The 24,208-nt window shown below is 33.5% G+C and carries 26 protein-coding genes and 3 pseudogenes; 20 read left to right on the top strand and 9 right to left on the bottom strand.

Translation table 11 applies throughout. From position 1 onward, the window contains the following. The 3 genes from dapA (at window position 1) to U860_RS36820 (ending at window position 2,801) form a co-directional block, all read left to right on the top strand. Window positions 1-933 carry a 4-hydroxy-tetrahydrodipicolinate synthase gene (gene dapA / locus U860_RS0111020; protein ID WP_115610309.1) on the top strand — a complete coding sequence of 311 codons (933 nt, stop codon included), beginning with the start codon at window positions 1-3 and terminating at the stop codon, window positions 931-933. A 150-nt stretch (window positions 934-1,083) separates the two neighbouring features. Beyond that, window positions 1,084-2,571, top strand: coding sequence for an aldehyde dehydrogenase family protein (locus U860_RS0111015; protein ID WP_025148568.1), 1,488 nt, complete (start codon window positions 1,084-1,086; stop codon window positions 2,569-2,571). A 101-nt stretch (window positions 2,572-2,672) separates the two neighbouring features. Continuing rightward, entirely contained in the window at window positions 2,673-2,801 is a 129-nt protein-coding gene (locus tag U860_RS36820; RefSeq protein ID WP_275887049.1) for a hypothetical protein, read from the top strand. Window positions 2,802-2,829: 28 nt separating this feature from the next. On the opposite strand, the gene U860_RS0111005 is transcribed toward U860_RS36820, so the two are convergent. The 3 genes from U860_RS0111005 to U860_RS0110995 form a co-directional block, all read right to left on the bottom strand. Continuing rightward, window positions 2,830-3,102: a hypothetical protein gene (locus U860_RS0111005; RefSeq protein ID WP_029952943.1), complete on the bottom strand. Its 273-nt coding sequence runs from the start codon at window positions 3,100-3,102 to the stop codon at window positions 2,830-2,832. Between the two features lie 69 nt (window positions 3,103-3,171). Further along, entirely contained in the window at window positions 3,172-3,696 is a 525-nt protein-coding gene (locus U860_RS0111000) for a GNAT family N-acetyltransferase (RefSeq protein ID WP_081806683.1), read from the bottom strand. 92 nt (window positions 3,697-3,788) lie between these two features. After that, complete coding sequence (locus tag U860_RS0110995; protein WP_025148565.1) at window positions 3,789-4,430, bottom strand: HD domain-containing protein; 642 nt, start codon at window positions 4,428-4,430, stop codon at window positions 3,789-3,791. A 411-nt stretch (window positions 4,431-4,841) separates the two neighbouring features. Here U860_RS0110995 and U860_RS0110990 point away from each other — a divergent pair, with 411 nt between their 5' ends. The 4 genes and pseudogenes from U860_RS0110990 (at window position 4,842) to U860_RS0110975 (ending at window position 8,471) form a co-directional block, all read left to right on the top strand. After that, window positions 4,842-5,345 carry a GNAT family N-acetyltransferase gene (locus U860_RS0110990; RefSeq protein WP_025148564.1) on the top strand — a complete coding sequence of 168 codons (504 nt, stop codon included), beginning with the start codon at window positions 4,842-4,844 and terminating at the stop codon, window positions 5,343-5,345. Then, window positions 5,339-5,572, top strand: a pseudogene (locus U860_RS0110985) (lytic polysaccharide monooxygenase); the annotation flags it as partial. The gene U860_RS0110990 and the pseudogene U860_RS0110985, both read left to right, overlap by 7 nt. Before the next feature lie 160 nt (window positions 5,573-5,732). Further along, entirely contained in the window at window positions 5,733-6,656 is a 924-nt protein-coding gene (gene ppaC, locus U860_RS0110980) for a manganese-dependent inorganic pyrophosphatase (protein WP_029952942.1), read from the top strand. A 117-nt stretch (window positions 6,657-6,773) separates the two neighbouring features. Beyond that, window positions 6,774-8,471 (top strand): M3 family oligoendopeptidase, encoded by a 1,698-nt coding sequence (locus U860_RS0110975; protein WP_033795405.1) that lies wholly within the window; start codon window positions 6,774-6,776, stop codon window positions 8,469-8,471. A 28-nt stretch (window positions 8,472-8,499) separates the two neighbouring features. On the opposite strand, the gene U860_RS0110970 is transcribed toward U860_RS0110975, so the two are convergent. Beyond that, window positions 8,500-8,688 (bottom strand): DUF4017 family protein, encoded by a 189-nt coding sequence (locus U860_RS0110970; protein WP_025148561.1) that lies wholly within the window; start codon window positions 8,686-8,688, stop codon window positions 8,500-8,502. Window positions 8,689-8,906: 218 nt separating this feature from the next. Here U860_RS0110970 and U860_RS35020 point away from each other — a divergent pair. Then, window positions 8,907-10,075, top strand: a pseudogene (locus U860_RS35020) (peptide ABC transporter permease). A 20-nt stretch (window positions 10,076-10,095) separates the two neighbouring features. Next, the gene (locus U860_RS0110960; RefSeq protein WP_025148560.1) at window positions 10,096-10,545 is read left to right on the top strand and encodes a DUF6884 domain-containing protein; all 450 of its coding nucleotides are present in this window, start codon (window positions 10,096-10,098) and stop codon (window positions 10,543-10,545) included. 115 nt (window positions 10,546-10,660) lie between these two features. Here U860_RS0110960 and U860_RS0110955 read toward each other — a convergent pair whose 3' ends face one another. The 4 genes from U860_RS0110955 to U860_RS35835 form a co-directional block, all read right to left on the bottom strand. Then, complete coding sequence (locus U860_RS0110955) at window positions 10,661-11,113, bottom strand: hypothetical protein (RefSeq protein ID WP_025148559.1); 453 nt, start codon at window positions 11,111-11,113, stop codon at window positions 10,661-10,663. 137 nt (window positions 11,114-11,250) lie between these two features. Further along, window positions 11,251-11,607, bottom strand: coding sequence for a hypothetical protein (locus U860_RS0110950; RefSeq protein WP_002172294.1), 357 nt, complete (start codon window positions 11,605-11,607; stop codon window positions 11,251-11,253). A gap of 129 nt (window positions 11,608-11,736) precedes the next feature. Further along, complete coding sequence (locus U860_RS0110945) at window positions 11,737-12,360, bottom strand: hypothetical protein (RefSeq protein WP_025148558.1); 624 nt, start codon at window positions 12,358-12,360, stop codon at window positions 11,737-11,739. A gap of 705 nt (window positions 12,361-13,065) precedes the next feature. Next, window positions 13,066-13,227, bottom strand: a complete 162-nt coding sequence (locus U860_RS35835) for a hypothetical protein (RefSeq protein WP_081806679.1) — start codon at window positions 13,225-13,227, stop codon at window positions 13,066-13,068. A 228-nt stretch (window positions 13,228-13,455) separates the two neighbouring features. Between U860_RS35835 and recQ the strand changes: the two genes are divergently transcribed. From recQ to U860_RS0110920, 3 genes are all read left to right on the top strand, one after another. Beyond that, a complete protein-coding gene (gene recQ / locus U860_RS0110935) occupies window positions 13,456-15,573 on the top strand; it encodes a DNA helicase RecQ (RefSeq protein WP_025148557.1) in 2,118 nt (705 codons plus the stop codon). 25 nt (window positions 15,574-15,598) lie between these two features. Beyond that, on the top strand, window positions 15,599-15,982 hold the full coding sequence (locus U860_RS0110930; protein ID WP_025148556.1) for a gamma-glutamylcyclotransferase family protein: 384 nt from the start codon (window positions 15,599-15,601) through the stop codon (window positions 15,980-15,982). A gap of 419 nt (window positions 15,983-16,401) precedes the next feature. After that, window positions 16,402-17,139 carry a class I SAM-dependent methyltransferase gene (locus U860_RS0110920; protein WP_025148554.1) on the top strand — a complete coding sequence of 246 codons (738 nt, stop codon included), beginning with the start codon at window positions 16,402-16,404 and terminating at the stop codon, window positions 17,137-17,139. A gap of 89 nt (window positions 17,140-17,228) precedes the next feature. Here U860_RS0110920 and U860_RS36335 read toward each other — a convergent pair. Next, a pseudogene (locus tag U860_RS36335) lies at window positions 17,229-17,485 on the bottom strand (IS4 family transposase); the annotation flags it as partial. Window positions 17,486-17,764: 279 nt separating this feature from the next. Here U860_RS36335 and U860_RS0110915 point away from each other — a divergent pair. The 8 genes from U860_RS0110915 (at window position 17,765) to U860_RS0110880 (ending at window position 24,195) form a co-directional block, all read left to right on the top strand. Continuing rightward, complete coding sequence (locus U860_RS0110915; protein WP_002065782.1) at window positions 17,765-18,052, top strand: hypothetical protein; 288 nt, start codon at window positions 17,765-17,767, stop codon at window positions 18,050-18,052. Window positions 18,053-18,294: 242 nt separating this feature from the next. Next, window positions 18,295-20,364 carry a 3'-5' exonuclease gene (locus tag U860_RS0110910; protein WP_025148553.1) on the top strand — a complete coding sequence of 690 codons (2,070 nt, stop codon included), beginning with the start codon at window positions 18,295-18,297 and terminating at the stop codon, window positions 20,362-20,364. 94 nt (window positions 20,365-20,458) lie between these two features. Next, window positions 20,459-20,791, top strand: a complete 333-nt coding sequence (locus tag U860_RS0110905; RefSeq protein ID WP_025148552.1) for a DUF952 domain-containing protein — start codon at window positions 20,459-20,461, stop codon at window positions 20,789-20,791. A gap of 169 nt (window positions 20,792-20,960) precedes the next feature. Further along, the gene (locus U860_RS0110900; protein WP_025148551.1) at window positions 20,961-21,308 is read left to right on the top strand and encodes a PadR family transcriptional regulator; all 348 of its coding nucleotides are present in this window, start codon (window positions 20,961-20,963) and stop codon (window positions 21,306-21,308) included. Then, window positions 21,295-22,296: a hypothetical protein gene (locus U860_RS0110895; RefSeq protein ID WP_025148550.1), complete on the top strand. Its 1,002-nt coding sequence runs from the start codon at window positions 21,295-21,297 to the stop codon at window positions 22,294-22,296. Before U860_RS0110900 ends, U860_RS0110895 begins: the two co-directional genes overlap by 14 nt. Window positions 22,297-22,374: 78 nt before the next feature. After that, entirely contained in the window at window positions 22,375-22,887 is a 513-nt protein-coding gene (locus U860_RS0110890) for a GNAT family N-acetyltransferase (protein ID WP_025148549.1), read from the top strand. Between the two features lie 164 nt (window positions 22,888-23,051). After that, complete coding sequence (locus U860_RS0110885) at window positions 23,052-23,819, top strand: class A beta-lactamase (RefSeq protein WP_025148548.1); 768 nt, start codon at window positions 23,052-23,054, stop codon at window positions 23,817-23,819. 4 nt (window positions 23,820-23,823) lie between these two features. Continuing rightward, on the top strand, window positions 23,824-24,195 hold the full coding sequence (locus U860_RS0110880; protein ID WP_025148547.1) for a hypothetical protein: 372 nt from the start codon (window positions 23,824-23,826) through the stop codon (window positions 24,193-24,195). The last annotated feature ends 13 nt before the right edge of the window (window positions 24,196-24,208 follow it).

Below are 24,208 nucleotides of genomic sequence, written 5' to 3'. Positions count from 1 at the left end.
ATGTTAAAGGGAGAGATAAAGATGCAAAAGATTAAAGGGGCATTTCCAGTATTAATAACGCCGATGGATGAGTTTCAAGAGATTAATTGGGATGGTGTAAAACAAAACGTAAACTACTTTATTGAGCAAAAAGTAGCTGGAATTATTATTAATGGAAGTACGGGAGAATTTGTTAGTTTATCAAAAGAAGAGCGATTTAAGATGGTAGAAACAGTATTGAAAGAAGTTGATGGCCGTATTCCAGTAATTGTTGGAACTGCTGCCGAGACGACGAAAGAAACTATTGAATATACGAGACATGCAGAAGCGCACGGAGCGGATTGTGCATTAATTATTAACTCTTACTATTGTAAACCGAAAGAAGAGGAAATCTATTTTCATTTTAAAGAAATCTCAAACGTTGTGAATATACCAATTATGTTATACAATAACCCATTTACTTCTGGTGTTGATATGAGTACAGAGCTAATGCTCCGTATCGGAAAAGAGTGTGGAAATGTTACACATATTAAAGAATCTAGCGGAGATATTCGAAAAGCGAGAGATTTAGTAAGACAAGGCGAAGGTGCTTTTCAAGTCTTCTGCGGATCTGAAGATTTAGTTATGGAATCCTATTTAGTTGGTGCAACGGGATGGGTTTCAGTAGCAGGAAATATCGTTCCAGGTCTCGTTACGAAAATGTATGAGCATTTTCAAAATGGGGAGTTAGAGAAAGCGTGGGAGATAAATGATGCTATTTTACCTCTTTGTGAATTTCTTGAAGGATCAGGAAAATATGTACAAATCGTTAAACGTTCAATGGAATTACACGGGCAAGCTGGGGGGCCTTCACGTTATCCGAGACTAGGCTTAACTGTAGAAGAAGATCAAAAACTTCAAACGATTTTATCCCGCATAAACGGGCAGTTTGACCCCCACCTCAAAATGCGGTAGATGCAAGAAAGTTATGTGGGAGTCGGACTGCCCGTAAAAGCCCGATTGGTTCAACTAATAATCAGCGGGGAAAACCCCCCCGCTGATTAAAGTTTCACTTTATCAGAAATTGCAGCCCATGCAGCTGTTTAAATAAAGGGGAGAGTATATATGTTAACGACAAACATTGAGCTGAAACCAAAAGTGAAAGCGTTTTTAAATGAAGAAATTAAAATGTTTATTAATGGCGAATTTGTTCCTTCTACTAGTGGGAAGACGTTTGAAACTTACAATCCAGCGATAGAGGATGTTCTTGCGGTCGTGTGTGAAGCGCAAGAAGAAGATATTGATATCGCAGTAAAAGCGGCAAGATCCGCATTTGAATCAGGCCCTTGGACAGAAATGACTACTGCTGAAAGAGCGCATCTTATATATAAACTAGCAGACTTAATTGAGGAGCATAGAGAAGAATTAGCACAGCTAGAAGCATTGGATAATGGAAAACCATATCAAGTTGCACTTGAAGATGACATTGCAGCGACAGTAGAAAATTACCGTTATTATGCGGGTTGGGCTACAAAAATTATCGGGCAAACGATTCCGATTTCAAAAGATTACTTAAATTACACACGCCATGAACCTGTTGGCGTTGTAGGCCAAATTATTCCGTGGAATTTTCCACTCGTTATGTCTTCTTGGAAAATGGGTGCTGCACTTGCGACAGGTTGTACGATTGTATTAAAACCGGCAGAGCAAACACCTTTATCTTTACTATATACAGCGAAGCTTTTTAAAGAAGCTGGTTTTCCAAACGGTGTTGTAAACTTTGTACCAGGTTTCGGTCAAGAAGCAGGTGCTGCAATTGTAAACCATCATGATATTGATAAAGTAGCTTTCACAGGTTCAACAGTTACAGGGAAATATATTATGCGTCAATCTGCAGAAACAATTAAACATGTAACGTTAGAACTTGGTGGTAAGTCACCAAATATCATTTTAGAAGACGCTGATATAGACGAAGCGATTAACGGTGCGTTCCAAGGAATTATGTATAATCATGGTCAAAATTGTAGTGCAGGATCTCGCGTGTTTGTTCATCGGAAACATTATGAAACAGTAGTAAATGAACTTGTAAAAATGGCAAATGACGTAAAGCTTGGAGCAGGTATGGAACAGGAAACTGAAATGGGACCGCTCGTATCTAAAAAGCAACAAGAGCGTGTGCTAAATTACATTGAACAAGGAATAGCTGAAGGCGCTACTGTTGCAGCTGGTGGAGAACGTGCATTTGAAAAAGGTTATTTCGTCAAGCCAACAGTATTCACGAACGTTACAGACGATATGACAATCGTCAAAGAAGAAATATTTGGACCAGTCGTAGTGGTACTCTCATTTGATTCGACTGAAGAAGTAATTGAAAGAGCGAATCGCTCGTCTTACGGACTTGCAGCGGGTGTATGGACACAAAATATTAAAACAGGACATCAAGTTGCCAATAAATTAAAGGCAGGAACAGTGTGGATTAATGATTATAACTTAGAAAATGCTGCTGCACCATTTGGTGGATATAAGCAATCTGGTATTGGACGTGAATTAGGTTCATATGCACTTGATAATTATACAGAAGTGAAGAGTGTTTGGGTAAATATAAAAGAATGATGGAATATTGAAAGATGCGGACAACTGGTAGATTGGATAAAGGTTGTCCGTTTTCTTATATATAAAATTGCTTTTTCAAAAGAATTATAAGGGGGATTTGGATGGAGAAGTTAGTAGAATGGTTAGTAGGGCAAGTGTGGAGTATTGGTTTAGTTGATTTCAGTGCAAGAGTGCATGGTGAAATTGATAAATCCAAGTCATTAAACGCAAGAAAGCTCTCCTTAAAATAAGCTTGTACGGAGAGCTTTTTATTTTAGCCTAATTTTTTTGAAAGAGTTTCAATTGTTTCATATAGTCAATAGCTTTTGTTTTATTTCTTTGCTTAGAAACATATTGTGCTTCGTTTAAATCTCTATAATAATTATTAAATATTTCTTCAGAAAGAATTCCATTAGAGATAGCTTTTTTTACCGCGCATTGTGGTTCATTTGTATGCGAACAGTTAGAAAACTTACATCTCCTAGATATATCCGCTATATTTTCATACCCAAAATCAAAGTTACCTTTATGATTTATTAAGTCAAATCCCATCTTACTAATAAGCAATCCCTCCACTTTTGAAAGAGTTTTTTAGAATCATACATATAAATTTTATCATTTTCAATCTGTATTTATTTTTAACCGCCAATTGTTACAATGCATTAATTTACCTGGTGGGTATTCAAATTCGCAATCAGAAATAAATGTAAAGTTAAGCTTACGACAAACTGCATTTGAAGCAGGATTATGAATTGAAGGGAAAGCATGTATAAAGTTATATTTATTCTCTTTCATTGCTGCATCAATTGCTAGTTTAACTGCGAGTGTTGCTATTCCTTTTCCTTGAAATTGAGGTAGTACGCTCCATCCAATTTCATATACACTTTCATCATTCCAAGTAGTTTTCCAATACCCGATAGAACCAACCTCCACAAAATCGGGAGATTGAGTAATACTAAACATTTGCCCGCTATCACCAAGTTTAAGATAACGTTTATGTCGTTTTAAAATTTGTTCTTTCGTTTCAGGTCCTCCTAGATATTCCATCATTTCTGGGGCGTTTATTTTAAAAAGGAGATTAAGGCTGCTTTCTTGCCAAGTATTAATTTGTATTTCACGTTCTCCACTTCTTTCTAAAATATATATCAACTCCTTAAACTGCTTTTTTATTTCTTTGATTGATGGGAGAACTCTTTCTTCAATAATTTCGCTCTTGTGCTGAAGTGATGGTGTTTATTTCAATATTCTATATCTTCATAAATTGATTTCTCTACATCAGAGAGAAGTGTGTATATGCTCTTACCGATTAAAGATTCTAATTCTTTCTTAATTGCATAGAAACCTTTCCAATGTAATGAGGTATGAGAGGTTGTGCCATGACGTAAACCAACGGAAACCAATCTTCTTTCAAGCGTAGTAAAGCCATCCGCGTCAGCGAGAGCATCACAGAGGGTAATTACTTTATTATATAAGTCGTAGTCACTATGTTTATTCAGTGTGTCAACCAACTGGATTTTCATATGATCGGGAACAAGACACCACTCCGCTGCGATATCTATATGTTCATTTTTGCAAGGAAATGAATGCGTCACACATATAATGGCGTTTCCGGTATACCCTAAATCATTCATATACATATAACCATCATAGGAATGAATAACAGATTTGGTAAAACCTTTGTATCTTCCTATATCATGCAGGAGGGCAGCATTGTATGCTATGTCAGCATCTAGGTCATACCCATTTTTAATAAGTTCTACAATTATTTTTTCAGTTGCATGGGCAACATTAATTGAATGTTTGAACCAAGGACCTGGGTTTTGTTCATATGCCCATTCGAGTAATTCTCTTGCGTATGTCCTGTTTAATATATATTTCATGATGTCGTCCTTTCTCTAAAAAATCATATCTTAAAATAAATTCACCTTAGTATTTAATTATTCCTTCTATAAAAGCTGTTCCACCAAAACAAAAGCGCGTATTCCAAATTTAAATGCGCCCCTAAAATTGAAGATTAAAAATGTATAAAATACAGTGTTATTAGCTATACAAGACTTTAAACCACAGAAGCTATTCTTTCAAATGCCTTAATACAACCTTTGTCATTGCTTAATAAGTCAAACAAGGTGTTTCTTCGATACTATAAATAATTATTCAAGCCCAAAAAGTAGAGATTATATATCTTCTTATTACTATAGTATTTTTAATAATGATTAAAATTGTTAAATTTTTCTAGTTTAATTAGTGATAATATACAAGTATATATTGATTAAACAAAAGGGGGAAAAGGAATGCAAAGTTTAGTAATAGAAGAGATTAAACGACTTGATGAAGATATTGAAGAGCTTTCTGAACTTTTGAAAACTGTAGTAGATGATGGAGCATCAATTGGTTTTTTACCTACACTTGAACAAAAAGAAGCAACAAATTATTGGCAAACTGTTTTAGCACCAGAAGTGATATTGTATGTTGCTAAAGTAAACAATGAAGTGGCAGGTAGTATTCAATTACACTTAGTTACAAAGCCTAACGGGATCCATAGAGCCGAGATTTGCAAGTTAATGACTCATTCAAACTATAGACGTAATGGTATTGGACGTTCACTTATGCAAAAAGCAGAAGAGAGAGCAAAACAAGAAAACAGGTCTCTTTTAGTATTAGATACTAGAGAAGGAGATCCTTCCAATAGATTGTACAAGTCATTAGACTATCAAGAATCGGGTAAAATACCGGGGTATGCAATTTCTCCGAATGGTGAGTTAGATGCAACGGTAATTTATTATAAAATGATTTAGTACCTTTCTATGTGAAAAATGATGGTGGAGTTAGACCAGAAACAACAGTAACCCTTGAGGCGAATGTACCTACTGATCGAAGTGGATATCATCTTATTTTAGCGGTTTGGGAAATTGCAGACACAGGAAATGCATTTTATCAAGTTATTGATGTGAACCTTGTAAATAATGGTTTAGCTGCAAATTTAGCATTTAACAATGTAGTGCAAGTTCCTACATTATTTTAAGAAAAGATAGCCTTTGATCATCTAAATCATCTTAGATGATCTTTTTTTGTGAAAACGATGTAAAATATAGAAGAAAGTGCAATTATTTATAAAAAAATGTGTCTAAAATATTGTCATATTTGCTTCTTTAAGATATCCTTTTCATGAAGAGGTGGAAATCATGGAAAAAGTACTAGTTTTCGGGCATAAAAACCCAGATACAGATGCAATTTGTTCTGCAATTGCTTATGCAGAATTGAAAAAAGAATTAGGAATGAATGCTGAGCCTGTACGTTTAGGCGAAATCAGCGGTGAAACTCAATTTGCGTTAGACTATTTTAAAGTAGAAGGACCGCGTTTTGTTGAGACAGTAGCAAACGAAGTGGACAATGTTATTTTAGTTGACCATAACGAGCGTCAACAAAGTGCTAACGATATCGAATCTGTTCGAGTGTTAGAAGTTATTGACCATCACCGTATTGCTAACTTTGAAACAAGCGATCCTATATACTACCGTTGTGAGCCAGTTGGTTGTACAGCTACAATCTTAAACAAAATGTACAAAGAAAATGGCGTTGCAATTCGTAAAGAAGTTGCAGGTTTAATGTTATCTGCAATCATTTCAGATTCTTTACTATTCAAATCTCCAACTTGCACAGAACAAGACGTTGCAGCTGCTCGTGAACTAGCGGAAATCGCTGGTGTTGACGCAGATAGCTACGGATTAGAAATGTTAAAAGCTGGTGCTGATTTAAGCGGAAAAACAATGGAGCAATTAATCTCCCTTGATGCTAAAGAATTCCAAATGGGTAACGCGAAAGTTGAAATCGCACAAGTAAACGCTGTTGACACAAACGACGTTCTTGTACACCAAGCGGAACTTGAAAAAGTTATCTCTGCAGTAGTAGAAGAAAAAGGTTTAGACCTATTCTTATTCGTTGTAACTGACATCTTAACTAACGACTCTGTCGGTCTTGCGATCGGTAAAGCAGCAAACGTTGTTGAGAAAGCATACAACGTAACATTAGAAAACAACACAGCTACTTTAAAAGGTGTTGTATCTCGTAAAAAACAAATCGTACCAGTACTAACAGAAGCATTCTAAGCTTAATATTATTGAGTACGGATAAACAGGAAGGACAAGTAGTCAGATTGGCTGCTTGTCCTTTTTTTCTCTTTTTAAATGACAGAAAATTAGAATTTTTAACAAGGAGGCTTGCGTATGTTTAATGGCTCAAAGACGTTAAAATGGGATGAAAATAGGAAATGCTATGACTTGGAAACGTTGGAAAACAAATTTCGATCACTTTTAAATCAAAATATTTCTTCTGTTGCTGAATTAGAGGAATGGCTAATGAAGGAACAGCGTTTAACTGCTGAAGTAGAAGAGGTGTTAACGAGTCATTTAATTGCTGTGTATAGAGATACAAAAGATAGTGCTATGCGTGATTTACATAAGTATAATCAAAATGCGATTCAACCACTTTTTAAAAAATATAATGCAAAATTTGATCAGAAATTTATTGATTGTCCGTTTTCGAAATTATTAGATGAACGAAAATACGGATATATGAAAAAAATAAGATTGGTGAAGAGCGAAATATTTAATGAAAAGAATATTTCTCTTGCCGTTAAGGAAGAGGGGCTTATAACGAAGTATAGAGAAATAATGTCTAACATAACAATCAATTGGGATAACGAAATAAGGACGTACGCATACGTTAAAGCAAAGTTAGATAACCCAAATAGAAACATTCGTGAAAAGGCATGGCATGCTTTATGTGAAGCAAGAAGTGTAGTAAAACCAGAAATAGATTGTATTATGAATGAACTTGTACAATTACGGAATCAAATATCCCTAAATGCAGGGTTTAACAATTATAGCGAATATATTTTTAAGCTAAAAAACAGAGAATATAGTATTGAAGACTGTTATGTGCTTCATGAATCTATAGAGAAGCTTGTTGTACCCGTATGGAAACGATTAGGCAATCTTTTTAAAAGGGATCTTGGTGTAAAAGCGTATCGTCCGTGGGATCTTGCTCCTTGTACATTGCGGAAAGTTTCATTTCAAAATTCCAATGATTTATTGGATGGGGTTGAAGAGATGTTACGAAAGACGGATTCATATTTTCATGAGGAATTTATTCATATAAGGAAATCAGGATTAATTGACGTAGAAGAACGGGAAAATAAGGCGCCGGGAGCTGCTTGTTTTACTTTCCCTCATAGTAAAGATGTTTTTGTTTATTCTAATTTTAGCCCGTCATTTAACGCAATTAATGCACTCATACATGAAGTGGGTCATGCGCTTCATTTCTATAAACAGTTTAACAATGAAAGTAGTATGCAAGAAAACTATCTTCGTGAAGAAGTAGCCGAGCTGTATTCTCATAGTCTCGAGCTATTACTAATGGATAAGCTTGATATTTTTTATAAGGAAGAGAATGAATATAAGAAAGCACAACAAGAACAACTGCATCGAGCTTTGTCTTTATTAATTACGCCAGTTTCAGGTGACCTATTTCAACACTGGCTCTATACTAATCCGAACCATTCGCCAGCAGAACGCGATGAGAAATATCTTGAATTATGTAAAAGGTATAAGTATTCATCAGTTAATATTACAGGTGTTGAGGAAGAACTTAGTACGAGCTGGATAGAATCTTTCCATTATGTTCAGTTTCCTTTTTACAAAATTGAATATGCAATCGCACAATTAGGAGCACTACAATTATTTCAAATATATCGTGAGGATCAAGAAAAAGCGATTACTTTTTTTAAAGAGGGAGCGAGTGCGGATTGGAATGTTGCCATACAGGAGATTTATGGAAATACAGGTATTACATTTGATTTTTCGCAAGAAATGGTACAAAGTACTGCTGGAGCTGTATTGAAGTTTATAAGCGAATTAAAATAAGGATAGCATTCGCTATCCTCTTTACTCTTTATTCATAAGATCGTTTCTTATTTATATAAAATGTAATAATAGCAGCAATAATGAAAATAGGTATTGCGTACGCTTGCCCGACAAATAATTTCCATCCTACAGAATTATAGCCGTCAGATGCTGGAATGATAACTGCGATAATACAAACAATAATATAGAGTAATAGTGCTGGGAGTATATTTTTCATAGTCGTTCACCTCCTTTTAATACTTAATATTATGTCTATATTTATATAATACATGATAGGTTTGCATTTGAGAGACTAAGTACAACAAATGTATTTTTTGGTAATTATGTAAATGAAAAGGTTATTTAGAAATAGGTTAGAAGAGATATATGTAGAATGATAAAGGGGCGATTTGTATAATGGACAATATATTAAATAGAATGAAGTAAGATATAAATATGGATTTATTGTATGAGCTATGGCCTGATTTTAAGAGGGCTGCTTTTGCACTATATGATGATGAGCATGTGTATGTATTTCAGCATCCATTATTTTTGACAGAGGATGATGATGGGTATACCGTTTTAAATTGGAATGAACAATTTCAAGGGGATACATTTATCATATTCAAAGATTATCCAACTGCCATCGTCAATATGAATAGGTATAGTGATTATGAAAGTTTACTTGCGATTGTGGTGCATGAGCTTTTTCATTGTTATCAATATTTGAATGAAGAAAGTAGATTTCCAAATGAATCTCTAGGATTCCAATATCCTATATTAGAAGAAAATATTGAATTACGTAATAAAGAACGAATTTGTTTATATGATGCTGTTCATTGTAAGTCACAAGCTGAGAAGAATAACTATATTAAGAAATTTATTGAACTAAGAGAGCAAAGGGCTAATTTTATGGAAGAAGCGTTTATAACATACGAGTGTATGGTTGAAAGTATAGAAGGGCCAGCTTTGTATGTTGAAATGAATGCTTACAATACAGTTTGTAAAAATGATGAGAGCGAAACATTACGAAAATATAGTAGATTAATTTTAGATGCATATGAAGCTAATTATAACATAAGGAAGAGTTGCTATAGCTCCGGAATGCTTTTATGTTTATTATTAGATGAAATCCTTCCTGAGTGGGAAACGAGCTTCTTTAATAGTGATAAATCACTATATACTTTTTTGAAACAAATATAAATGTGGATTTGAGTTTAAACAATGAAATTATAATAAGTAATGAAACAAAGCAATTGATTCATTTGGTTCAAAACGAAAGAGACAAGGACTTTAAAGAATTCAATGAGAAAAAAGGATATCACCTGTATATTATAGGGGATATAAAATTAAATATGTTTAATCCAATGAACGTAAATTTAAATGGAAATAAAGTATTACATAAAACCTTTTTAAGTGTAAGTATACATAATAAAACATATATGCTAAATCAGCCTGTATTAGCATCTTTTGAAGAAGATTATAAAAATATGAAACAAGTTCATATCGTTATGAATGAAAAACCGGTAGAAAAAAATAATAGTTGGAACGTTGTGGGAATTGGAGACATAGAAGCTGAGTATGAAGAAGTGGAGAATTCTCTATTTTTAAATTTAAAAAGTTAGAAGTGAGGTAAGAAATAACGATGAAAAGATTATGCATTATTCCGTGTGGAAAAAAGAAAATTTGGGACAAGTACCCAGATTACGGCCCGACAGAGGCAAAAGATGTATATATTAGTCCATTCGGAAAAGCATGTCAGGCGTACGCAACGGAGTTTTTTGAGAACTGGGTTATATTATCAGCAAAGCATGGATTTTTAAGGCCAAATGATATTGTACAGGAAAACTATAATCTCGCTTTTGATTCAAAGAGTATTGAGATTATTAGTTTAGAACAATTACAAAAACAGATGGTTGAAAAAGATTTACTTCAGTTTGATGAAATTGTCTTACTTGCGGGGAAGAAGCATAAAAAAGTAGTGACGAAGTTATATCCAGAAGAAATCATTACATATCCGTTAGAAGGATGTAGAGGGATTGGGTATATGTTACAGAGGTTGAAGGGGGCTGTGGAAGCGCAGCAGGAAGTATAGGGATGAATTAGTACTATAGATTCAAATTACACCACATTGATACATATAAAATAGAGTGGTAATTTTTTTTGAAAGAGTACTTTGAAGTAAGTACTCTTTTTTGTGTATGAATCTTTTAAATTCCATTTTGAACAGATTTTTTTTCAATTTCCCATGTAGCTTGTTTTTTAATTTTTAAAGCTACATTAGTACCGTTAGATTCCTTATAAAAGATATATCCGTGGTCTGATTTAACGTAAGTTGAAGGTTCACTTATGCAATCTTGAGAACAAGATGTATTGATAAGCTCAATTAAGGATAGTTCGCTCAGATCGGTTTTACTAGCCTCTATAAGTGTATCAAGGTTCGTTTTGCGAAAGCCTTGTAAGTTTACATGGAAATTCTTTTCTATTTCTCCAGTAGCACTAGTATTCATTGCTTCAACTGAATCTTTCTTTTCTAAAAGAAAACCATTTCCATAAAGAAATTTTGTATATCCAAGCCACGCGATTAAAAATAGTATAAAAATTACACCAACTGTTCTAAGTCTTCGAAGCCGTTTACTTACGATTGATTCTGAATATTTCATTCAGCCTAATCCTCCAATGTTTTTATTTTAAAGTATGCTTGGGTACATATATTTAGAAGGCGATGAAAGTTAGCGAGTTAGTGATTCAAAAAAAGAAAGCATCTGAAGTTAGGTGCTTTCTTTTTGAATACTTTCTGCTATCTGTTAGTTACATGTTTCATAAGAGGTCTTATTTCTTTAACAGGTGGTTTTTTATCATATACATCAATGTAAGAAAAATAATAATTTAAATTTCTAAGGAGACCTTTTCCTATTTTTGCACTTAAGAAAGGGAATACTTGTCCAGTATAATCATCGAGAGATTTACAATAGTATTTTTCATCTAAGTAAATACTGTATTTACAAGTTAGTTCTACTAATGAATTACCTTCATCATCATATACCTCTTTAGAATCAATTATGTCTATTAGTGCAAATTTCTCATTTAGATAAACTTTTTTCTTTTTCTCGTATTTATTAGTAAGGATAAAAACGAGACCAATGGCGTTAATCAAACTATTTCCTCCTATAAAAATGGCTATTAATAAAATATATCGATATAAGCCAAATGTAAAGAGGTGAGGTGTAAATATCATATAGATAGAAAATTTAACAAGCCGATTTGAAGAGAAATCGGCTTGTTTTTATTGAAATACTTGAGGAAATTGTTTTACGATTGCATCCGTTATAGTATCAGCCATTTCCAATGCTTCTTTTTCAATTTTATCGTACAGTTTTACGCCTGAAGCATAATCTTTATTTAAAATGGCGAGTGCTTCAGCTTTTGTTAGTGCTAGATGCTCATAAAACATCTTTCTAAAGTCTTCCTTATCTATATACGGGTTAATACTGTGAAGAAAATCAGTAATTTCATCTGCGTTTGCATACCATTTTTTCTCTATAGATGAAGCGGCATTTTGATCGCCTGCTTTTGCGGCTTTAACAAGGTCAGCAGCGATAACTAAGTGGTCTTTAATTAATGCACTATATTTTTTAACTGCATTTTCACCATAGAACGGTTCAAGAGATAGTCCCATATGTGTTGCGTTTTGTAGAAGACGTCCAACAGTAGCATCTACATCTGGTAAGTTAAAGATGATACTTATAATAGCTAATCTCGTCCAAGCGACATGTTGTTCCCATAAAGAACGCATATAACCTTTTAAAAAGTTCTCGTTTTTACTAATTCGGTAATTTCGTGTTAATAAATCAAAGTTCCCATAAGGGTTATGAGTGGGGGAGTAATATGATTGCCAATAAGTATACATAAATAGTTACACTCCTTTGAACATGTATACATCACAGTATGATAAAAGTTATTTTTAAGTTACGTGTCCAAGGATTTTTTTGAGAATTGAAAAAGAAGTGGATTGAAGAGAATGGTGAAGATCGAAAACTTGATTACGAGATATATGAATTAAATGAAGTTTAACATAAAAGAGGCCCTGCAAGGGAAATTGCGGGGCCTCAAAAGGGTATTGCCGAGATGTCGGACTCGACTCCGTAATGTTAACATAAAATTCTCTCAAAAAAACCTGGTAAATGTGTCCAAATGGGAAGGGTACTTTTTAATAAAGTCAAAGGGATCTGCTTCCCGCGGCAGATCCCTTTAACTAGATAATGTTGATGAGCAAAAACTCATCTGGAGTACTTTCATAGTAACAAATGAAATTCACCTTGTGTATTGAGAAAAAATGAATTGCTTAAATGAATGTAACTGATTTGTAGTTTGCTTTTTTTGATAATAGTCATTTGTAGTGAGTGGAATAGGGTCCTAAAATGGAGAAAAGACCTGTAATCCAGATTAGGATACATTGGAATATGCAATCATAAAAAAGACCTGCTAATTTAAGCAGGTCAACATAAGGGGTTTATCCAACAGATTATTAAATATGGTAACAACTGTATTGTAGTAAGTCTATACGTTTTATATTGAGAAAATTAGTGTGAATGATTTATTTTTGGCACATGTATTAACGCCTAAAAAGTTGAGAAAGGAAATTAAATAGCTTTCTATAAGAAAATAAAGGCTGATACTTATAAAATGATTCATATTTCCACGCATCATTATTAGAGAATTGGAGTTGTTTATTTGACGCTTTAGGCTGGATAGAGCTATTGTAACGACGTTTCATATTTTAACCTCCTCAAATTCATATGTATACGATTAGTAGTATTCTAGGAAGGGAAATAAAATGAATATTTATATTGAAATTCTTTCTCCTTGTGTACTAGATTTGTGTTTTGCGAGAATCAGTTTGATGAGAGATTATATATAACTCTTTCATTCATCACTTTCATGACGCATAAGTGATGATATAATAGGAATAGATGAAAGATATAGAAAAGCAGGTGACTCTTTTTTGTTTACAAAAGCTCAAGAACTTTTAGCGTCTTATTTCGGTTATTCGTCATTTCGAAGAGGACAAGATGAAACAATTAAAAATGTATTAGATGGGAAAGATACGGTTTGTATTATGCCTACGGGCGGTGGTAAGTCAATTTGTTATCAAATTCCCGCATTAGTATTCGAAGGAACAACATTAGTTATATCACCTTTGATTTCACTTATGAAAGATCAAGTAGATACATTAATACAAAACGGTATTTCCGCTACATATATTAATAGTTCTATTTCTATTACAGAAGCAAATCAACGAATCCAATTGGCGAAACAAGGACATTACAAGTTGCTTTACGTGGCGCCTGAGCGTCTTGATTCTATGGAGTTTGTTGACCAACTTATGGACATGAAAATCCCGATGATTGCGATTGATGAAGCACACTGTATTTCACAGTGGGGACATGATTTCCGCCCGAGTTACTTACATATACATCGTATATTAGATTATCTTCCGGAAAAACCGCTAGTTTTAGCGTTAACCGCCACAGCAACACCACAAGTACGTGATGATATTTGTAGCACGCTTGAAATTAATCAAGAAAATACAATTATGACAACGTTTGAGCGCGAGAACTTATCGTTTTCGGTAATTAAAGGACAGGATCGTAATGCATATTTAGCAGATTATATTCGTCAAAATCAGAAGGAATCTGGGATTATATATGCAGCTACAAGAAAAGTAGTCGATCAATTATATGAAGATTTAGGGAAAACAGGAGTTTCGGTATCGAAATATCATGCTGGTATGAGCGATCACGATCGAAATGAACAGCAAGAACTCTTTTTACGAGATGAAGTCAGTGTTATGGTAGCAACATCTGCATTCGGTATGGGGATTGATAAATCGAATATTCGTTACGTTATTCACTATCAACTTCCGAAAAATATGGAAAGTTACTATCAAGAAGCGGGACGTGCTGGTCGTGATGGATTAGATAGTGAATGTATTTTGTTATATTCTTCACAAGATGTGCAAGTGCAACGCTTTTTAATTGATCAATCAACAGGAGAATCTCGTTTTTCTAATGAGCTTGAAAAACTCCAAAATATGACTGATTACTGTCATACAGAACAATGTTTACAATCATTTATTTTACAGTACTTTGGAGAAGAACCGAAGGAAGATTGTGGCCGCTGTGGTAATTGTACTGACGACCGTGAAAGTATCGATGTGACGAGAGAATCACAAATGGTACTATCTTGTATGATAAGGACGAATCAACGATTTGGAAAACAAATGATTGCACAAGTATTAACTGGATCGAAAAATAAGAAAGTCATTGAATTCAATTTTCATACTTTGCCTACGTACGGTCTTTTATCAAACCGTAGTGTAAAAGAAGTTAGTGAGTTTATTGAGTTTTTAATATCAGAGGAGTTAATCGCAGTTGAACATGGTACGTATCCGACATTAAAAGTAACGGAAAAAGGGAAAGAAGTATTACTTGGTAAAGAGAACGTTTTACGCAAAGAACGAGTAGAAACGAGACAAATTGTTCAAGACCATCCTTTATTTGAAGTACTTCGTGAAGTGCGTAAAGAAATTGCACAAGGAGAAGGTGTACCGCCGTTCGTTATTTTCTCTGACCAAACGTTAAAAGATATGTGTGTGAAAATGCCACAAAGTGACTCTGAACTCTTAACTGTAAAAGGAATTGGAGAACACAAACTTGTGAAGTACGGTTCTCACTTCTTACAAGCAGTTCAGCACTTTATTGAAGAAAATCCAAACTATGCTGAAACAATTAAGACGGAAGTTGTTTCAGAGCGTAAAAAGTCAGGGAAAGCATCAGCAAATTCTCATTTAGAAACGTATGAAATGTATAAACAAGGCATTAATCTAGGTGAGATTGCGAAAAAGCGTGATTTATCAAGACAAACAATCGAAAATCATTTAATTCGTTGCTATGAAGATGGTATGGAAGTAGACTGGAAAAGCTTCGTTCCAGCAGAGTATGAATCTCTCATTGAAAATGCCGTGCAACATGCAGAAGGTGGTTTGAAATCAATTAAAGAACAACTTCCAGATGAAGTGAGTTACTTTATGATTCGCGCTTATTTACAAATGAGGAAGTAGAGACATATAAAGGGGATAAGGATATATGCATCACGTTTTCGTTTATGGTACGTTAAGAAAAGAGCAAACGAATGCTCATTATATGCAAGGTGCAACATGTATCGCAGACGGAGCATGGACGTATGGCAAATTATTTGATACTGGAGAAGGGTATCCAGCAATGATTTGTTCAAGCGAGGAAAAAGTATATGGGGAAATTTATGAAGTAAATGATGATGTGCTGCAAAAATTAGATGAACTCGAAGAATATACTGGTAATGCAGAGACTGATCTATATGACCGGCTTACACAATCAGTATATTTTGCGGATAGAGAAGTACATGTATATGTGTATGTTGCTCAAGATAAAGAAATGTTGAAGAAGGTTATCATTTCTGGTGATTGGGTGAAGTATCAAAAAGGAAAATGAAAGCAGCTATAAAATAATGTGAAAGCAGATAGTAGAATGATTCGCTATCTGCTTTTTACTATAGTTTTGGTTGTAATTACTTAAGTATTTTTTAATGAATCTTCTTCAAACTTTTTATAAGCTTCTTCCATTCCCATAATTACATCTTTAATTTTCATGTGACCTTCGGTATAGACAGAGTGACCTCTAATTTCTTCCAACATATAGTGATAGTTTTGGATGTTTTTTGTTTCACACATGATAGTATTTAAAATCTCTATATAAAGGTTTACTGTTTTATGGGTGCGCAAAATAAAGAGGAGGGCGCATCAAAATTTATCGAATGGGAAAAATTGTGAATAAAGACTGGATGTCCTTTGAATATTCCGTTTATTTTGATAATATATAAATATAGGTAATAAATAAGGGGGATTTTTAAAATGAACGAATTAAATGTGAAGGAATTTTACAAAAAACAATTTGAATTACTAAATTATGATATAAATACAGAAAGCTGGCTAGAGCAGGTTGCTATAGAAGTACAAGAACAAGTTGGTCATCCATTTCAAACGATGTTAGAACTCGGTGCAGGAAATGGTGGATTTGCTAGAGCGATGTCAAAGTTAAGCGTAACAATGACGACTGTAGAACTTGTATCAGAATTAGTTGAATTTGCAAAGGGGCATTCTAGCAAAGATATTACGATTCATCATGGTGATTTTTATCAAATTGATATTCAAGAAGAATTTGATGTAGTCAGCTATTTAGACGGTTTTGGTGTAGGAACAGATGAAGAACAAATGTTTCTATTAAACAGGATTAAAAAATGGATGAAAGATGATGGTTGTGCATTAATTGATATTTATCAACCGTTGTATTGGAAAGCAGTGAATGGGAGAGAAATGCCACTTGGTTCAGCGATGCGAAAGTATGAGTATGACAGTATAAATGAAAGAATGCTAGATCATTGGTGGAATCCTAATTATCCAAATGATATTGTGACACAGTCTTTACGTTGCTATACAGTGGAAGAGATTAGCAATCTATGTGATAAAGCAAATTTAAATATTGTAGCAATTTTCCCAGGCGGCGCATTTGATTTTGAGAAATCGCGATATAAAGAGCAAGCTTCTTTACATAAGTGCTTATCGTATCGTATAAAAGTAAAAAAGAAATAAAGAAATAAAGAAATAAAGAAATAAAGAAATAAAGAAATAAAGAAAAGGAAGGGCTTATCCCTCATACACATTAAGCTAAGTTTATGTGAGGGGAATTTCAAATTTGTATAATCTAATAAACAAATACAACGAAAATAATTGGTATACATTTTTGGTTGAGTGCTTCTGTACTCATAGAAATATCTGTGTTAGCTTCTAATCGACTGAAAAGTTGAGTTAATAAAGTATGAGCTATGTTTTGGCTTAACCAAACACATAGGTCTACTAGTTCTTGTGAACTATATTCACTTGTTTGTTAATCGAATCAGATCTTTCTAACTAACCACTCCAAAGTATTAGGCGGCATATATCATTGTAATTCTTTAGAAACTAATACTAGTTCATTAAAAATCGATAAATTCATATTAAAAACGCCATCCTTTTTGTATATTTCTATAAAAAGAATAGCGTTTTTTCGCTATATGGATACGATTTTACATTATCTTGATAATAGTAATAGGGCGAGAATCAATTATGTTTAATCAATAATAAAATGACACAATTGACAAAATATGCACCAGTGTTATAATGATACATTGTTATCGTGGTAACAAAATATCGTTTTTTACGTTAAGGATGTGAAATTATGAAACAAAATAATGAACAAATAAATGAAAAAAATACAAAAATTAAAGTTGAACGTGTGCAAACTGGTATTAGGATGGAAAAAAGAATGGTAAAAGTTTTGAAAGCGATGGCAGAATATCATGATATTTCGCTAGGCGTTCTTCTTGAAAGAATCGTTCTACATTCTTTTGAAAATAAACCTGTGTTTAGTGATGAAAGTCTGGAAAAAGTTAAAGCTATAAAAGAAGTTTACGATATGGATTATGGCCTAGAAATAAGTCGTCAGTGGAATGATTCGGATAACTAGAATGATTATTTTCAAATACAGTACCATCTAGATTTTTTGTAAGCAATCTATGAAGTGAAGAAAATAAAGAGAGAGAAAATTTTGTATTAAGGATACTTTAAAATCTTAGATAAAGAGGCATGTTTTTTGTGTTTTTCTTTATTTCGGAAAATTCTCAATTAAACTATTGACTTTATGAATGGATTTTTAATACAATTGTATCTCGACTGAAAAAATTGGAACGGACAGGAGGGAATCATCAAATGAACAACATTTTTGACGAAGAGTTACAAAAAATGAAAGACACTTTATGTACAATGGATGATCAATTAGAACAGCTTGAAAAAATCCCGGTTTATTATGGAGAAGATTTTAAAGAGCAAATTCTTGAAAGTATGAGGGAGTCTAATAGACAAAACTTACGTATTGGTGTACAAGAACCGTACTTTGGAAGATTAGACTTTCAGGAGGATGGAAAAGAAGAAGTTATGCCGATATACATCGGTAAAGTAGGTGTTTCAGATAAAGACACGATGAAGCCAATTGTAATTGATTGGCGAGCACCTGTTGCAAGTATGTTTTATTCATTTACCGGTGGAGAAGAATTAGCATTTTATCATTCACCAGACGGATTAGTAGAAGGCGATGTTTATTTAAAACGCAACATTTCCATTCGAAAGAGAGAACTAGAACGTGTTGTTGATACATATGTAAAAGGAAATGAAGATGTCTCGCATGCTGATGATTTTCTTCTATATCGATTAGGTGAGAATAAAGACAATAAATTGAAAGATATCGTTTCGACTATACAATCGGAGCAAAATGATATTATTCGTGCGGAAAGAAACCTACCATTATTAATTCAAGGGGTTGCAGGGAGCGGAAAAACAACGATCGCTTTACATCGCCTTGCTTTTTTAATTTATGAATATCGTGAACAACTAGAAGCAGAGAGAATGATTGTATTCGCTCCAAACAGTTTGTTTTTAGACTATATTTCGAGTGTACTTCCTGAACTAGGGGTAGGTAATATTAGTCAAACAACGTTTCCGGATTGGGCATTACGTACGTTAGATGATTCGGTGAAACTGAAGCAGACAGAAGAAAAATTGAAAGAAGCCTTTTCAATTAATCGAGATGAAAACAAGGTTATGCTTGGTAAATTTAAGGGTACGTTGGAATTCAAGTCGTTTATTGAAGAAAGAATGGCTCAATTTGAAAAAGATTTAATGCCGACAAAAGATTTTGAAGCATGGGATAAAGCAGTTATTCCAGTGGAAGACGTTAAAAAATGGATGCAAGTTGAATATAAAAATTATCCATTAAAGAAAAGAAGAGAACGTTTAGTCGGCCGAATGAAGCGCTGGATTGAAATTGAACTTAAAAAGTTTGGAGAAACAAACGAGAAAAAGTTACTAAAAAAAGAAGCGACAAAGAGATTGAACACATATATGAATTTTTGGCCGAAAATGAGCCCGCTTTCACTATATAGTTCGATGATGAAGAGTAAAGAAATACTCGAAGTATTACCTGAAGAACTTGTTCAAGAAACAGAAAAGAATTGCCGTAAAAAAGAAGTATATGTAGAAGATTTACCAGCTTTAATTTACATACATCATCGTATAAATGGAATTGAAATCGGACAGAAGTTTCATCACGTCGTTATTGATGAAGCGCAGGATTTTTCACCATTCCAAGTTTATGTATTAAAAGAAATTACACTAGGTAATTCTTTCACCATATTAGGTGATTTATCTCAAGCGATTTATGATTATCAAGGAATTGAAGACTGGAGTGCTTTTAAGGAAGTATTCCAAGAAACAGGTTATTATGAACTGACGAGAAGTTATCGTTCTACAAAAGAAATTATTGAATTCGCTAATGAAGTAATTAAAAATGCAGAGATTCCAGTAGGACTTGCAACGCCAGTTTTCCGTAGCGGTGAAGACGTGAAAGTGATCCATGCAGAAGATCAATTCACTGAAATTGTGAAGACATTAAAACATCTACAAAATGAAGATGTGAAAACAATTGCGGTAATAGGAAGAACAGACGATGAATGCCGCGATATGTATGAGAAATTAACAAACGCAGGATTAACTGTTAACGTGATTGAAGCAAATCAAAGTAAATATGAAGGTGGTATTTCAGTAGTACCTGTCTATTTAGCGAAAGGTTTAGAATTTGACGCTGTGCTTCTAATTGATGTTGATGAAGAACATTATAAAAATACAAAACACGATGCGAAATTATTGTATGTTGGATGTACGAGATCGCTTCATGATTTATGGATTTTCTATAGTGGGGAAGCGTCGCCTTTAATTAAGGGATAAAAAGTATAAAAAATAAGCAATCAAGAGGTTTTTCTAGTAATGAACTGAAAAATCTCTTGTTTTTCTATATAAAGGCATAAGGGAGAAAATAATAATGATTACAAAAGTAATAACAAAAAGAAATTGGGAAATCGCAAAAACAACTGGAGAAATTAATGAAGCGTCGCTTAAAGAAGAGGGATTTATTCATTGTTCATTATTAGACCAAGCTTTAAAAGTTGCTCAAAAATATTTTAATCATGAAGAAGATATTTTATTAATTACAATGAATCCATCCCTAGTAAAAGCAGAAATAAAATTTGAACTTGCTTCTAACGGTCAAGAATATCCGCATGTATATGGAGTAATCAATGTTGAGTCGATTGTAGATGTTGTCCCATTCCTTAAAGAAAAAGGAGAATTTATATTACCCGAGGTACATAGTTGAAAGTATTATTGGTATTTAAGTTTGCTAGAAAAGCACAAAACATACAGTTTGTGCTTTTTATTATCTATTTTTTGGTGAAAATCATTATTTTGTGTCACACAGATACTGTACGATACATAGTATAAAACATATACTGTATGACATATAGTAATAAAAATGAGGTGGGTGAATGGATACTTTATTAAATTCGTTAATTACTGAGTTAAGAAGAGGGACATTGACATTAGCGGTTTTAAGCCAATTAAGAACACCGCAGTATGGATATTCACTTGTCCAATTATTGGAGCAATCAGGGATCACAATTGATCAAAGTACTTTATATCCACTACTTCGCCGATTAGAAAAGCAGGAACTAGTGACGAGTAGTTGGGATAAAACGGAGAGTAGACCTCGTAAGTATTATGTTTTAAGTGAATATGGATTAGAGATTTTTTTGCAATTGAAAAAAGAATGGATAAAGGATTCAAAAGAACTTTATAGCTTATTAAAGGAGGAGGACGAGAATGAATTTAATTGAGGTTTACATTCAGGAAGTTGCGAAGAGAATACCTGAGAAAAACCGTGATGATATTGTACTTGAGTTACGTTCGACAATCGAGGATATGTTACCCGATGATTATAATGAAGACGATGTAAAAAGTGTTCTTGCAAAATTGGGGAGTCCAGTCTCATTGGCTAACGGGTACATGGATAGACCGATGCATTTAATTGGACCACGTTATTTTGATGTGTACACGACATTATTAAAAATGATCATACCGATTGCAGCTGTTATTGCACTCATTTCAATGGCTGCAGAAAATTTTATAGGCTATAGTGGTGATCAGGCGGTATTAAATGTTATTTTAAAATTGATAGGTGAAGGCATCGGGGAAATATTCGAAGTAGGCCTCCATGTATTTTTCTGGTTGACACTTGTGTTTTTTATTTTAGAGAGAACTGATAATGTAAAAGATCCACAACCATTAACAACAAGTTTCAAAAAATGGACTCCGGATGATTTGAAAAATACCCCTTATATCCCAAAGAAAAAGAAGATTTCAAAGTTTGAAGTATTTGGAGGCTTAATGTGGACGGCAATATGGGCAACGCTTTATTTTTATGCGAATCATCTTGTAGGGGTATATGAAAGTGCTGAAAATGGACTGAAGTTTGTCGCGCCAACTTTCAATCAAGATGTTTTACTTCAGTACTGGCCAATCGTTGTGATTATGATTGTTTTCGAAATAGGTATATCCCTTTATAAGTTAATACAGGGACAATGGACGAAGAGATTGGCAATTGGAAATGCAATGCTACAGTTAGCTGCAACTATAGCATTCATTGTAATAGTCATAAACCCGAATTTGTTAAACGAAGATTTCACTACGTATGTGGCGAATGTATTTACCGTCTCTGTTAATGAATTTAAAACGTGGCTAATTGGTGGAGGGGTAATTATCTTCATATTATCTGCGGTACTAAATGTAATTGATGGTTTTCGAAAATCTAGAATTCGGTTGTAAAAATAAGTTTGTATTATTAATAGGTAGATCAGTTGAAAGAAAGGTACAGAGAAAGATCATTATGAAAGGAAGAAAACAATGATAAGGGAAGCAACGAAAAAAGATTTAACATCTATTTTAGATATTTATAATGATGCGATACTTTATACAACAGCTGTATATGCGTATAAACCTGTAACCCTTAAAAATAGAATAGATTGGTATGAACAAAAAAAGGCTGAAGGGTATCCAATTTTAGTATACGAACTAGATAATAAAGTAGTAGGATTTGCGACATTCGGTCCATTTAGGGCATGGCCAGCTTATAAATATTCAGTTGAACATTCGATCTACGTTGATAAGGAATATAGAAAAAATGGAATTGGGACTTCCTTAATGAAAGAGCTAATTACTAATGCACAGGAAAGAGAATATATGACCTTAATTGCTGGAATTGATGCAGAAAATGAAAAAAGTATTGATATGCATAAAAAGTTTGGATTTGTTCATTCAGGAATAATAAACAAGGTGGGCTTTAAATTCGATAAATGGCTAGACTTAGCCTTTTATCAATTGGAACTTAATGGTCCTAAAAATCCTACGGAAGAATAAATGTATACGTTATGCTTAATAATTATTCTTAAAAAGGTAGTATGAAGAAATTTCGTGCTATCTTTTTTTATTGTATACATGAATATCATTTAACAAAAAAGGATTTTTATTTTATATATCGAATTTTGATAAGGTGATAAAACAATATAAAAAGAGGAATGAATATGGAAACGGTCATTCGAAAAATAAAAGAAATACAAACTGGTCAAGTTGGGATACTTGTGTGTTCAACAAAGAATGGAAATATAGTTGCTGCCCATAACAATGAGCTATACGTTCCGTTAGCATCAGCAGCAAAAGTGGCGATTGGATTTGCAGTAGCAAAGATGGTAAAGGATCAACTAATTAGTTGGAGTGATACACTTCATCACATTAAGTATAATCCAAATGAGGATAGTGCGCAGTTATATCCTCACTTACAAGGCAGAGCTACATTAACACTTAATAAAGCGGTTGAAGTAATGATAGCATGTCACGACAGCTATATTGCTCAGTCTATTGTTATGCACTGCGGAGGATGGGATACTGTCAGAGAATATGTTTCAACGTACTTTACAAAAATTCATATACAGGAAAACCCTAGAGATGAACAAAATGTTGGAGAGTTAAATCAAGTACATTCACTTTTAGTACATATTTTTCAAGGTTATAAAACTGAACCAGAATTATGGGAACCAATTATTAATGGAATGGTAAGACAACAAGGAGAGTATGAAGGTATTCCGTATTATCATTTAGCTCATATGACAGGCGGATTGCACACAGCTACAATAAATATTGGTATAATGGGAATGTTTCATGAATTTCCGTTTCTTTATGTTATTGGGGGAAGAGAATTATCTAATCGACTGGAAAATAAAGAGGTTGATGAAACAATTGAAGAAGTCTTGAAGTGCTTGTATAAAGAATATAATAAGCGTATTGTGGGGTGAACGATTGAAAAGAAACTTAAAAACTTCAACGATCATCATTTTAATTTTAACAATTATTGCTTTAGAAGTTGGAATCGCACTATATGATCGCACTTTGTCATTAGATACAATTTACTTTACGGCCATTTTCATTTGTATTGTATTGCTTTTTGGCACACGTGTTTCTGAAGAGAAAGAAAGTACATCGAAACAGAGACGAAGAAAAACAGTTCTTATATTTTGGCCATCTATTTTATTAACAATCGTTAGTTTTGCAATTATAAGTTATGTAAGGACGGGCTATGTCTCTGTACCAGGGATAATTGGTTTTTCATGCTTTGTTACATATGGTGGATTTGTATTCATTAGTATTTTAAAGAGAAGAAATAAAAATTAAATGTAGTTTACTA

It is taken from the genome of Bacillus sp. H1a, from assembly GCF_000633475.1.
In the GTDB taxonomy this organism is placed as follows: domain Bacteria; phylum Bacillota; class Bacilli; order Bacillales; family Bacillaceae_G; genus Bacillus_A; species Bacillus_A paramycoides.
This window is presented reverse-complemented; position numbering and strand designations above follow the sequence as displayed.

Coding starts and splice junctions, on each gene's coding strand:
- U860_RS0110910 (WP_025148553.1), top strand. CDS start 18,295: ATGAACAACATTTTTGACGAAGAGTTACAAAAAATGAAAGACACTTTA.
- U860_RS0110945 (WP_025148558.1), bottom strand. CDS start 12,360: ATGTATACTTATTGGCAATCATATTACTCCCCCACTCATAACCCTTAT.
- dapA (WP_115610309.1), top strand. CDS start 1: ATGTTAAAGGGAGAGATAAAGATGCAAAAGATTAAAGGGGCATTTCCA.
- U860_RS35835 (WP_081806679.1), bottom strand. CDS start 13,227: ATGAAACGTCGTTACAATAGCTCTATCCAGCCTAAAGCGTCAAATAAA.
- ppaC (WP_029952942.1), top strand. CDS start 5,733: ATGGAAAAAGTACTAGTTTTCGGGCATAAAAACCCAGATACAGATGCA.
- U860_RS0110920 (WP_025148554.1), top strand. CDS start 16,402: ATGAACGAATTAAATGTGAAGGAATTTTACAAAAAACAATTTGAATTA.
- U860_RS0110955 (WP_025148559.1), bottom strand. CDS start 11,113: ATGAAATATTCAGAATCAATCGTAAGTAAACGGCTTCGAAGACTTAGA.
- U860_RS0110975 (WP_033795405.1), top strand. CDS start 6,774: ATGTTTAATGGCTCAAAGACGTTAAAATGGGATGAAAATAGGAAATGC.
- U860_RS0110905 (WP_025148552.1), top strand. CDS start 20,459: ATGATTACAAAAGTAATAACAAAAAGAAATTGGGAAATCGCAAAAACA.
- U860_RS0110895 (WP_025148550.1), top strand. CDS start 21,295: ATGAATTTAATTGAGGTTTACATTCAGGAAGTTGCGAAGAGAATACCT.
- U860_RS0110990 (WP_025148564.1), top strand. CDS start 4,842: ATGCAAAGTTTAGTAATAGAAGAGATTAAACGACTTGATGAAGATATT.
- U860_RS0111015 (WP_025148568.1), top strand. CDS start 1,084: ATGTTAACGACAAACATTGAGCTGAAACCAAAAGTGAAAGCGTTTTTA.
- U860_RS36820 (WP_275887049.1), top strand. CDS start 2,673: ATGGAGAAGTTAGTAGAATGGTTAGTAGGGCAAGTGTGGAGTATTGGT.
- U860_RS0110890 (WP_025148549.1), top strand. CDS start 22,375: ATGATAAGGGAAGCAACGAAAAAAGATTTAACATCTATTTTAGATATT.
- U860_RS0110995 (WP_025148565.1), bottom strand. CDS start 4,430: ATGAAATATATATTAAACAGGACATACGCAAGAGAATTACTCGAATGG.
- U860_RS0110970 (WP_025148561.1), bottom strand. CDS start 8,688: ATGAAAAATATACTCCCAGCACTATTACTCTATATTATTGTTTGTATT.
- U860_RS0110900 (WP_025148551.1), top strand. CDS start 20,961: ATGGATACTTTATTAAATTCGTTAATTACTGAGTTAAGAAGAGGGACA.
- U860_RS0110915 (WP_002065782.1), top strand. CDS start 17,765: ATGAAACAAAATAATGAACAAATAAATGAAAAAAATACAAAAATTAAA.
- U860_RS0110930 (WP_025148556.1), top strand. CDS start 15,599: ATGCATCACGTTTTCGTTTATGGTACGTTAAGAAAAGAGCAAACGAAT.
- U860_RS0110885 (WP_025148548.1), top strand. CDS start 23,052: ATGGAAACGGTCATTCGAAAAATAAAAGAAATACAAACTGGTCAAGTT.
- U860_RS0110960 (WP_025148560.1), top strand. CDS start 10,096: ATGAAAAGATTATGCATTATTCCGTGTGGAAAAAAGAAAATTTGGGAC.
- U860_RS0111005 (WP_029952943.1), bottom strand. CDS start 3,102: ATGGGATTTGACTTAATAAATCATAAAGGTAACTTTGATTTTGGGTAT.